Origin of the sequence: Oerskovia gallyi, from assembly GCF_014836745.1 — a bacterium.
GTDB lineage: Bacteria > Actinomycetota > Actinomycetes > Actinomycetales > Cellulomonadaceae > Oerskovia > Oerskovia paurometabola.
Genome location: NZ_JACSQE010000011.1, coordinates 129,340 through 139,246 on the forward strand (window position 1 = coordinate 129,340; position 9,907 = coordinate 139,246).

Sequence of the window (9,907 nt, forward strand, 5' to 3'; positions counted from 1 at the left end):
CTGACGGGTCACGCGGTACTGGTCGTGCGGTGCGGTGGAGGTCGGGCGAGCGATCACCGGCGAGGGGGGCCGCACGGTTCCACGGCCTCTCCGAGGCGCCCGAGGACGGATGCCTGGGTCAGACCGTGTGGCTGTCCGGGGCGAGCGACTGGACGACCGCGGTCGCGCCGTCGATGCGCACGACCCGGACCTCGGCGCCGATCGGCAGCTCGGGCGAGCCGTCCACCGTCCGGGCGCTCCAGATCTCGCCCTGGAGCTTGATCCGCCCGCTGAGCTCGGTCACGCGGTCCACGACGACGGCGGTCCGGCCGATCTGGGCGGCGGCGCCGGTCTCGGCGAGGGGGACGCGGTGGCGCAGGTGGCGCAGGAGCCAGGGACGCAGGGAGAGCAGCAGCGCGGCCGACACCACGGCGAACGTGATGATCTGCAGCCACAGCGGTCCACCGGCCGCGTTCACGCCGGCCGCGGCGAACGCTCCGCCCGCGAACATGATCAGCACGAGGTCCAGGGAGATGATCTCGATGAGGATGAAGAGCAGACCTGCTCCGACCCACCACAACCAGTCCATGACGGTTCCTTCCGTCGTGAGGCTCGTTCGCTGCACGTCGTCGACGTGTCGACACCACCTGCGTTCTTTGCCCAGATTTTACCGGAAGAACGAGATCCGTGCACCTATCGGGCGTGTCGCGTACGCCACCGTGCGCGACCGACGACGGGCCGTCAACGAGCCGCGCGCGCCAGCCAGCGACCGCCACCGTGCGCGACGAAGAGCGGCAGCCCGAACGCCTCGCTGAGGTTCTCGGCCGTGAGCACCTCGGTCAGCGGCCCGGCACGGTGCACCGCACCGTCCTTGAGGAGCAGGACGTGCGTGAAGCCCGGCGGGATCTCCTCGACGTGGTGCGTGACGAGCACCAGCACCGGCGAGGCGGGATCCGTCGCGAGCTCCGAGAGCGCGCTCACGAGCTCCTCGCGCCCGCCCAGGTCGAGACCCGCCGCGGGCTCGTCGAGGAGCAGCAGCTCGGGGTCCGTCATGAGGGCACGGGCGATCTGGACGCGCTTGCGCTCGCCCTCGCTCAGGGTCCCGAACAGGCGCTCGGCGAGCGGCAGGACGTCGAAGGCCGCGAGGAGGTCGTCGGCACGCTCGGCGTCGAAGTCCTCGTACGCCTCCCGCCAGCGGCCCGTGACGCCGTAGGCCGCGGTCAGCACCACGTTGCGCACGGTCTCCGAGCCCGGGATCTGCTCCGCGAGCGCCGCGCTGGCGAGCCCGATGCGGGGGCGCAGCTCGAACATGTCGGTGCGTCCGATGCGCTCGCCCAGCAGGTCCGCGGTTCCCGAGGTGGGGTGCATGCGTGCCGCCGCGATCTGCAGCAGGGTCGTCTTCCCGGCGCCGTTGCGGCCCAGGATCACCCACCGCTCGCCCTCGTTCACCTGCCAGTCCACGGAGTCGAGGATGGTCTTCGTGCCACGGCGCACCGTGACTGCCTGCAGGTCCAGAACCGAGCTCATGGGACACGACCCTATAGGTTGGCTGACGTGGAATCCCACTCGACCCTCCCGCTCCCCCGCGCCGTCGTCCTCGCCCTGTGGGTGCAGGCGCTCGCCCCGCAGCCCGGCGCGGCCCAGGTGCCCGACGACGCGCTGCTCCGCCGGGCCGTCGCGGCCGTCAGGCAGGACGACGAACCTCACACGGTCGAGGGGTCCGACGACGCCTCGACCCTGCTCGACCTGCTCACGGCCTGGACCCGGGGCCCGGTCGAGGTCTGCGCGGCCCTCCCCGCCCCCGGCGACGTGCTGGGGGTGCCCGCCGCCGTGAGCGCGGACGCGACCGACGCGCAGGAGTGCCTGCTCGTGCAGTCCGCCGAGGGCGCGTGGGCTCTCGTGCCCGAGATCACCGAGTTCGGCTCCGTCTACGAGACGGGTCACCTGGTCGCCTGGCACGTGACGCCCGTCCCGACGTGGCGCACCCAGGTGCTCGCCGCCGTCGGGCCGCTGGCCGACGCCGAGCGGGACCTGCGCGTCGCGCTGCTGACCGCGACCGAGGCCCTCGCCTCGCTCGACGTCGCGCGCTGGCGCGAGGACGCGGCCGAGACCATCGCGTCGCTGCGGTCCACGACTCCCCCGGACTGGCCCCTGCCCGCGGTGCGCGGGGAGGCCGAGGCGCGCCGCGTGCGCGTGCTCGCGCAGGCTGCTCGGCTGCGGGCGATCGTCGACCTCGCCACGGCCGACGACGGCGGCGCCGTCAACCTGTGGCAGGCCGACCAGCGCTCGACCGCGCTGCGCGAGGTCGACCGGGCCGCGCGGCGGGCCATGTCCGCCGCGACGGCGCGCTACTCGACCGGTCCGGACCCCAGCACGCTGCGGTAGACCTCGAGCGTGCGGTCCGCGATCGCGTCCCACGCGAAGTGGTCCTCGACCCGGGTGCGGGCCGCGCGGCCCATCTCCCGGGCACGCGCGGGATCGGACACGACCGCGACGAGCGCCGCGGCGAGGTCGGCCACGAAGCGGTCCGGGTCCACGGGGGTGCCCGTCCCGTCGTCGACCTGCTCGATCGGGACCAGGTGGCCCGTGACGCCGTCGTCGATCACCTCGGGGATGCCGCCCGTCGCGGACCCCACGACCGGCAGCCCCACGGCCATGGCCTCGAGGTTGACGATGCCGAGCGGCTCGTAGACCGAGGGGCACACGAAGACGGTCGAGGCCGCGAGGACCGCGACGAGCTCCTCGCGCGGGAGCATCTGCTCGATCCAGACCACGCCCGTGCGCTGCTCCGCGAGGCGCGCGACGGCGTCGCTCACCTCGGTCGCGATCTCGGGGGTGTCGGGCGCACCCGCGCACAGGACCAGCTGGACCTCGGGGGGCAGCTGCGCGGCCGCCCGCAGCAGGTACGGCAGGCCCTTCTGGCGCGTGATGCGCCCCACGAAGACCACGGCCGGACGCTCGGGGTCGATCCCGAGGTCGCGGACCACACGGTCCGCCGCGGCGACCTGCGCCTCGGACTCCGGACGGCGCCAGCCGTCCAGGTCGATCCCGTTGTGGACCACGTGGACCCTGGCCGGGTCGACGTCCGGGTAGCAGCGCAGGATGTCCGCACGCATGCCCGCCGAGACCGCGATGATGCCCGCGGCCGCCTCGTAGGCGGTCTTCTCGGCCCAGCCGGACAGCGCGTAGCCGCCGCCGAGCTGCTCGGCCTTCCACGGGCGCAGCGGTTCGAGCGAGTGCGCGCTGAGCACGTGCGGGATCCCGTGCAGGAGCGAGGCCAGGTGACCCGCGAGGTTGGCGTACCAGGTGTGCGAGTGCACGAGGTCCGCGCCCGCGACGTCGTCGGCCATCGCGAGGTCCACGCCGAAGGTACCCAGGACCGCGTTCGCCGACGCGAGCGAACCGGGGACCGAGTAGCCCGTCACGCCCTCCTCGGCGCGCGGCCCGTCGAACGCGCGCACGCGCACGTCGATGCGCTCGCGCAGCACACGGGACAGCTCGGCGACGTGGACGCCCGCGCCTCCGTAGACGTAGGGCGGGTACTCACGGGTCAGCAGGTCGACTCTCACGCGCCACACGCTAGCGCGGTCCGCGCGACTCGTGCGCACCGCCCCGCCCGGGCAGCCGTCACCACGTCGTGGGACGAACCCCGACCAGCCTGCGGTTCGGTCACCGCGAACCGTGCGCGTGGCCTTAAGGTTTTGCCCATGGCCGCCCCACGTGTCCTTGCAATCGTCCTCGCCGGTGGCGAGGGCAACCGGCTCATGCCGCTCACCGCCCACCGCGCGAAGCCGGCCGTACCGTTCGGCGGTATCTACCGCCTGGTCGACTTCGCGCTGTCGAACCTGGTGAACTCGCACTACCTGCACATCGTCGTGCTGACGCAGTACAAGTCCCACAGCCTCGACCGCCACATCACCAAGACGTGGCGCATGTCGTCGTTGCTCGGGAACTTCGTCGCGCCGGTGCCGGCACAGCAGCGGGTGGGCAAGCACTGGTACCTCGGCAGCGCCGACGCGATCTACCAGTGCCTCAACATCATCGAGGACGAACGCCCCGACATCGTCGTGGTCGTCGGTGCGGACCACGTGTACCGCATGGACTTCTCCCAGATGGTCGACGCGCACATCGCCTCGGGCGCCGAGCTCACCGTCGCCGGCATCCGCCAGCCCATCTCCATGGCCGACCAGTTCGGGGTCATCGACACCGACCCCGAGGACCCGGCCAAGATCCGCGCGTTCCTCGAGAAGCCGACCGACCCCGTCGGTCTGGCCGACTCCCCCGGCGAGATCCTCGCCTCGATGGGCAACTACGTCATCGACGCCGACGCGCTCGTGGCCGCCGTGACCGCCGACGCGAGCGACCCGGACTCGCGCCACGACATGGGCGGCGACATCGTCCCGGCCTTCGTCGCACGCGGCACCGCAGGCGTCTACGACTTCATCCGCAACGACGTCCCCGGCTCGACGGACCGTGACCGGGACTACTGGCGTGACGTCGGGACCCTCGACGCGTACTACGACGCGAACAAGGACCTCATCTCGATCACGCCCGTCTTCAACCTGTACAACGACGAGTGGCCCCTGCACACCGGGTACGTCGGCCTGCCGCCGGCCAAGTTCGTCCACTCGGGCCAGGGCCGCCTGGGCCACGCCGCGGACTCGCTCGTCTCCCCCGGCGTCATCATCTCCGGCGCCACCGTCGTGGGCTCGGTCCTGTCCCCCGGCGTCTACCTGCACTCCTGGTCGTCCGTCTCCGACTCCGTCCTCATGGACGGCGTCCAGGTCGAGCGGCACGCCCAGGTCCACCGCGCGATCCTCGACAAGAACGTGATCGTCACCGAGCGTGCCCGCATCGGCCTCGACCCCGAGCAGGACCGTGCGCGGGGCTTCACGGTCACCGACTCGGGCATCACCGTCGTCCCCAAGGGAACCATCGTTGAATAGCACCATGACCGCCCGACCCGCCTCGACCCGCCGCCTCGTCGTGATGGACGTGGACTCCACGCTCATCACGCAGGAGGTCGTCGAGCTCCTCGCCGACCACGCCGGGACGCGCGACCTCGTCGCGGACGTCACCGAGCGCGCGATGCGCGGGGAGATCGACTTCGCAGAGTCGCTGCGCGAACGCGTCGCGACCCTGGCCGGGGTTCCGGTCAGCGCGTTCGAGGACGTGCTCGAGAAGGTCACGCTCACGCCCGGTGCCACCGAGCTCGTCGCCGAGCTCCAGCGCCGCGGGTGGACCGTGGCACTGGTGTCGGGCGGCTTCGAGGAGATCGTGGCTCCCCTAGCCGCACGGCTGGGGATCACGAACTTCCGGGCGAACCGCCTCGAGGTCGAGGACGGCCGCCTCACGGGACGCACGACCGGCCCCGTGATCGACCGGGCCACCAAGGAGGCCACGTTGCGCGACCTCGCTGCCGCCGAGGGCGTCGCCATGGCGGACACCGTCGCGATCGGCGACGGCGCCAACGACCTCGACATGATCGGCGCCGCCGGGATCGGGATCGCGTTCGCCGCCAAGCCTGTCGTGGTCGCCCAGGCGCCCTACTCGGTGCCGGGGCCGCGCCTCGACGCCGTGCTGGAGATCATCGACGCACAGGCCTGAGAGCCCGACGACGACGGCCCCTTCCCCCGGTCAGCGGGAGAAGGGGCCGTCGTCGTGCTGCCTGCCCGTCGGGCCTCTGCTCGGCTCGGCTCAGCTCGCGGGGCGCCCGACGTACGTCAGGTCCGCGACGCCGTCGGTCCACTCGCTCCACGGCGTGAGGGACTCCAGCACGCTGTAGGTCGCGGTCGGGACACCGACGCGGACCTGCGCCAGGGCGCCCGAGTCGGAGCCGGGGGAAGCCAGGTGCGCCGCCGTGGCGGCCATGGTCGGCTCGTGACCGATCACGAGAAGCGTCCGCACGCGGGAGTCAGCACCGTGGACCAGGTCCACGACGTCCTTGACCCCCGCGGCGTACAGGGTGTCCGTCACCACGACCTCGGGGGCGACGTCGCCCAGGTTCGCGGCGAGCAGCTCCCAGGTCTGGCGCGTGCGCAGCGCCGAGGAGCACAGGACGAGCTCGGGGACGAGCGCGGAGTGGGCGAGCGCGGCACCGACCCGGCCGGCCTGGCGCCGCCCGTTGAGCGCGAGCGGACGCAGGACGTCGTCGACGCCCCCCGCAGGCTCGGCCTTCGCGTGCCGGAGCAGCACCAGCCGGTGCGTACGGCCCGGAACCCCGGGCCCGGTGGCGTCGAACGACGCCGCCGATCGGCCATCTCGCACGTTCGTCCCTCTCGTCACAGACCCATGGCGTGCACGCCGCCGTCGACGTGCACGATCTCCCCGGTCGTCGCCGGGAACCAGTCTGACAGGAGAGCGACGACGGCGCGTGCGGCAGGCTCCGCGGTCATCTGGTCCCAGCCGAGCGGTGCGCGCGTCGGCCAGCCGTCCTCCATCTGCTCGAACCCGGGGATCGACTTCGCGGCCGTCGTGCGGATCGGGCCGGCGGAGACCAGGTTCGTGCGGATGCCCTCGGGGCCGAGGTCGCGCGCCAGGTAGCGGTTCGCGGACTCGAGCCCGGCCTTGGCGACGCCCATCCAGTCGTACACGGGCCACGCGAACTGTGCGTCGAACGTCAGCCCGACCACGGCGCCGCCGTTCGTCATGAGCGGCTTGGCGGCCACGGCGAGGGACTTGTAGGAGAAGGTCGAGACCTGCAGCGCGGTCGCGACGTCCTCCCAGCTCGCGGACAGGAAGTTACCGCCCATGACGGACTGGGGCGCGAACCCGATCGAGTGCACGACGCCGTCGAGCGCGTCGACGTGCTCGCGGACCGCGTCGGCCAGGCCCGCGAGGTCCTCCTCGTTCGTCACGTCGAGCTGCACGACGGGCGCCTCGACCGGCAGACGCTTCGCGAACGCCTGCGTGAGCTTCATCTGGCGCCCGAACGAGGAGAGCACGACCGTGGCCCCCTCCTCCTGCGCGAGCCGGGCCGCGTGGAACGCGATCGAGGAGTCGGTGAGGACGCCGGTGACCAGGAGCTTCTTGCCTTCGAGCAGACCCATCAGTTCTTCTTCCGTTCTTTCGTCGTGCGCTGCTTGAGCGTACTCATGGACGACCCGCCCGGGTAGTTCTGGGCGGGTCGAGCGGTGTGGCGAGGGACACGCTGTGCTCCTCGGTGGCGTGCGCGGTGGTCCGAGTCGCCTCGGACCGGGCCTGCCGGTGGACTCAGTGGCCCATGCCGAGGCCGCCGTCGACCGGGATCACGGCGCCGCTGATGTAGCCCGCGTCGGGCGAGGCGAGGAACTGCACGACGCCCGCGACCTCGTCCGCCTGGGCGAAGCGTCCCGCGGGGATGCTGGCCTTGTACTGCTTCTGCCGCTCCTCGGGCAGCTCGGCCGTCATGGCCGTCTCGATGAACCCGGGCGCGACCACGTTCGCGGTGATGCCGCGCCCGCCCAGCTCGCGCGTGATGGAGCGAGCCATGCCGACCAGCGCGGCCTTGGACGCCGAGTAGTTGACCTGGCCCGGGCCGCCGTACAGGCCCACGACCGAGGAGATGAGGACGATGCGACCGCGGCGCAGGCGAATCATGCCCTTGGAGACGCGGCGCACGCAGCGGAACGTCCCGGTGAGGTTCACGTCGATGACCGACTCGAACTCGTCGTCGGTCATGCGCATGAGGAGCTGGTCGCGGGTCACGCCCGCGTTCGCGACCAGGACCTCGACCGGGCCGAGCTCGGCCTCGATCGCGGTGAAGGCCGCGTCGACGGCGTCGGTGTCGGTGATGTCGCCCACGACGCCGAAGACCCCCTCGGGGAGGTCGCCGCTGCGGTAGATCGTCGCGACGCGGTCGCCGTTCGCGACGAAGCGCTCGGCGATCGAGCGGCCGATGCCCCGGTTGGCGCCCGTGACGACCACGGTGCGCGGGGCGGGGGAAGCGGGGGCTTCGGACACGACATCTCCTCGTTCGGGTGGCTGGGAGGCGACGCCTTCGGCGGGAGAGGTCCCGCACGGCCGGCACGTCGCCGCCACGACGGTACCCCGCGCGCCGGACCGCGTGCGCGCAGGGACCATCACAGGCCGCCGGGGTCCTTTGTCGGGTTCCGACAAACGTAGGATGGAGGGGTGAGCAGCAGCAACCAGGTGCCGAGCATCTCGAACGCACCGGAGTCGCTCGCGGAGGACCAGGCACGACGCACCAAGCGGTACCTCATCCAGATGGGGATCCGGCTGGTGTGCTTCCTCGGTGCGGTGATCGTCCACGGGTGGTTCTCGTTCGTCCTGATCGGCGCCGCGATCGTGCTGCCGTACGTCGCCGTGCTGCTCGTCAACGCGGGGCGCGACCAGAAGACCTACGACGTCTCCCCCATGGAGCGGCTCCAGGTCGAGTCCGCGCCCGACCATCCGAGCCTCGGAAGGGTCGTCGAGCTCGACGACGAGGGCCAGGTCCGTGAGGACGCCCCCACCACGCAGGACGCCGCCGACGCCGCTCCCGACCAGACCCCGGGCCGGACCCGCGACCAGGCCGCCGAGCCGACCACCCGCCCGACCACCGACCGAACCGACCGAACCACCGACCAGGAGCCGCACGATGGTTGACCTCCTCCACCTCGCCGACCCCGTCGACGAGGGTGAGCTGATCTGCAGCGGCAAGGGGTGCCGCTCCGAGGCCGTCTGGGGGCTGCTCTGGAACAACCCCAAGCTGCACACGCCCGAGCGCCGCAAGGTGTGGCTCGCGTGCGACGACCACCGCGAGCACCTCGAGACGTTCCTCGGCGCCCGTGACTTCTGGAAGCAGACAGTCCCCGTCGCGGACCTCGAGCGCCGGCCCGAGCTGTGACCCAGCCCTCCCCCGGTCCCGACCTCTCCGCCGGACCTACCGGACCTGCAGGACCGGACGTGATCCCCGCCCAGCAGGCCGCCCGGCAGCCCGACGCGGACCAGCTCGCGCACGACGTGTCGCGCGACGCCAAGGCCGAGCCGCGGACCCTGCGCCAGTGGGTGACGCTCGCCCTCGGGGTGCTGCTCGTCGCCGCGCTGTGCGTCCTTGCGGGCCGGTGGCAGTGGCACCGGTACGAGTCGCGCTCGGCGCAGATCGAGATCATCGAGTCGAACTACGACGCGGAGCCCGTGCCGCTCACGGACGTGCTCGACGGCCCGGGCGCCGTCCTGGACCCGCAGGACGTGTGGCAGCGCGTGACGCTCGAGGGCTCCTACGTCGAGGACGCCACGGTCCTGCTGCGCAACCGTCCGGCGGGCGGCAAGGCGGGCTTCCACGTCCTGGTGCCGTTCGTGACGTCCCCGACCGACGGCGGCGAGAAGGTCGTCATGGTCGTCGACCGCGGCTTCGTGCCCCTCGGGGCCGACGCGAGCGCCCCCGACGCGGTGCCCGCTCCCCCGGCCGGCACGGTCGAGGTGACGGTCAGCCTGCGCGCGGACGAGCCCGCGTCGCGTCGCGACGCCCCGGCAGGGCAGGTCCAGGCCATCAACACGGCCCAGGTCCTCGCTGAAGGGCCCGACGGCGCCGCGTGGGCCGAGGGGGCGACCGTGGGCGCGTACGGGTCGCTCCGGGCCGAGGACCCCGCTCCGGCGGCGTCGCTGCGTCCGCTGCCCGTCCCGGACACCGACCCTGGCTCGCACCTGTCCTACACGTTCCAGTGGTTCGTCTTCGCGGCAGGCGCGATCGGCGGGTTCCTCATCCTGATCCGCCGCGAGAAGCGCGAGACCGTCACCGCGGGCGACCTCCTCGGCGAGCAGCGGGCGTCGGGCCGTGCGCCGGGCGAGACCGCGCCGCGCCGCAAGCGCGGTCCCACGGCCGAGGAGGAGGAGGACGCGCTCATCGACGCGCAGCTCCCCGAGCCTCGCCCCTGACCGCGCGAGCGGCCGGACACGACGAACGGCCAGAAGATGACGAACGGCCCGCCTGCTCCGAGGAGCAGGC

The 9,907-nt window shown here is 72.6% G+C and carries 12 protein-coding genes; 6 read left to right on the forward strand and 6 right to left on the reverse strand.

The genetic code is table 11. The annotated features are described in order from the left end of the window. Positions 1-118 precede the first annotated feature (118 nt). Both H9640_RS14250 and H9640_RS14255 read right to left on the reverse strand, forming a co-directional pair. Complete coding sequence (locus tag H9640_RS14250) at positions 119-568, reverse strand: NfeD family protein (protein ID WP_138824638.1); 450 nt, start codon at positions 566-568, stop codon at positions 119-121. Between the two features lie 152 nt (positions 569-720). Further along, the gene (locus tag H9640_RS14255; RefSeq protein ID WP_191791361.1) at positions 721-1,506 is read right to left on the reverse strand and encodes an ABC transporter ATP-binding protein; all 786 of its coding nucleotides are present in this window, start codon (positions 1,504-1,506) and stop codon (positions 721-723) included. A gap of 27 nt (positions 1,507-1,533) precedes the next feature. Here H9640_RS14255 and H9640_RS14260 point away from each other — a divergent pair, with 27 nt between their 5' ends. Further along, positions 1,534-2,364 carry a hypothetical protein gene (locus tag H9640_RS14260; protein ID WP_191791362.1) on the forward strand — a complete coding sequence of 277 codons (831 nt, stop codon included), beginning with the start codon at positions 1,534-1,536 and terminating at the stop codon, positions 2,362-2,364. Here the strand turns inward: H9640_RS14260 and glgA are convergent. Next, complete coding sequence (gene glgA, locus H9640_RS14265) at positions 2,328-3,548, reverse strand: glycogen synthase (protein ID WP_191791363.1); 1,221 nt, start codon at positions 3,546-3,548, stop codon at positions 2,328-2,330. The two genes, H9640_RS14260 and glgA, sit on opposite strands and share 37 nt — an antisense overlap. Positions 3,549-3,686: 138 nt before the next feature. On the opposite strand from glgA, the gene H9640_RS14270 reads away from it, so the two are divergent. Next, a complete protein-coding gene (locus tag H9640_RS14270; RefSeq protein WP_138824642.1) occupies positions 3,687-4,925 on the forward strand; it encodes a glucose-1-phosphate adenylyltransferase in 1,239 nt (412 codons plus the stop codon). Between the two features lie 4 nt (positions 4,926-4,929). Beyond that, positions 4,930-5,586 carry a phosphoserine phosphatase SerB gene (gene serB / locus H9640_RS14275; protein WP_191791364.1) on the forward strand — a complete coding sequence of 219 codons (657 nt, stop codon included), beginning with the start codon at positions 4,930-4,932 and terminating at the stop codon, positions 5,584-5,586. A gap of 90 nt (positions 5,587-5,676) precedes the next feature. Here the strand turns inward: serB and H9640_RS14280 are convergent, their stop codons facing one another. From H9640_RS14280 to fabG, 3 genes are all read right to left on the reverse strand, one after another. After that, positions 5,677-6,174, reverse strand: coding sequence for a SixA phosphatase family protein (locus H9640_RS14280; RefSeq protein WP_318243782.1), 498 nt, complete (start codon positions 6,172-6,174; stop codon positions 5,677-5,679). Between the two features lie 86 nt (positions 6,175-6,260). Continuing rightward, positions 6,261-7,028: an enoyl-ACP reductase FabI gene (gene fabI / locus H9640_RS14285; protein ID WP_191791366.1), complete on the reverse strand. Its 768-nt coding sequence runs from the start codon at positions 7,026-7,028 to the stop codon at positions 6,261-6,263. Between the two features lie 163 nt (positions 7,029-7,191). Then, the gene (gene fabG, locus H9640_RS14290; RefSeq protein ID WP_318243783.1) at positions 7,192-7,920 is read right to left on the reverse strand and encodes a 3-oxoacyl-ACP reductase FabG; all 729 of its coding nucleotides are present in this window, start codon (positions 7,918-7,920) and stop codon (positions 7,192-7,194) included. Between the two features lie 171 nt (positions 7,921-8,091). Here fabG and H9640_RS14295 point away from each other — a divergent pair, with 171 nt between their 5' ends. Genes H9640_RS14295 through H9640_RS14305 form a run of 3 tightly spaced genes read left to right on the forward strand, consistent with a single transcriptional unit; the run spans position 8,092 to position 9,837 of the window. Beyond that, positions 8,092-8,565, forward strand: coding sequence for a DUF3099 domain-containing protein (locus H9640_RS14295; protein WP_307824067.1), 474 nt, complete (start codon positions 8,092-8,094; stop codon positions 8,563-8,565). Continuing rightward, a complete protein-coding gene (locus H9640_RS14300) occupies positions 8,558-8,806 on the forward strand; it encodes a hypothetical protein (RefSeq protein ID WP_191791367.1) in 249 nt (82 codons plus the stop codon). Before H9640_RS14295 ends, H9640_RS14300 begins: the two co-directional genes overlap by 8 nt. A 59-nt stretch (positions 8,807-8,865) precedes the next feature. After that, on the forward strand, positions 8,866-9,837 hold the full coding sequence (locus H9640_RS14305; protein ID WP_307824066.1) for an SURF1 family cytochrome oxidase biogenesis protein: 972 nt from the start codon (positions 8,866-8,868) through the stop codon (positions 9,835-9,837). Positions 9,838-9,907: the final 70 nt, after the last annotated feature.

Coding starts and splice junctions, on each gene's coding strand:
- H9640_RS14250 (WP_138824638.1), bottom strand. CDS start 568: ATGGACTGGTTGTGGTGGGTCGGAGCAGGTCTGCTCTTCATCCTCATC.
- H9640_RS14255 (WP_191791361.1), bottom strand. CDS start 1,506: ATGAGCTCGGTTCTGGACCTGCAGGCAGTCACGGTGCGCCGTGGCACG.
- H9640_RS14270 (WP_138824642.1), top strand. CDS start 3,687: ATGGCCGCCCCACGTGTCCTTGCAATCGTCCTCGCCGGTGGCGAGGGC.
- serB (WP_191791364.1), top strand. CDS start 4,930: ATGACCGCCCGACCCGCCTCGACCCGCCGCCTCGTCGTGATGGACGTG.
- fabI (WP_191791366.1), bottom strand. CDS start 7,028: ATGGGTCTGCTCGAAGGCAAGAAGCTCCTGGTCACCGGCGTCCTCACC.
- H9640_RS14300 (WP_191791367.1), top strand. CDS start 8,558: ATGGTTGACCTCCTCCACCTCGCCGACCCCGTCGACGAGGGTGAGCTG.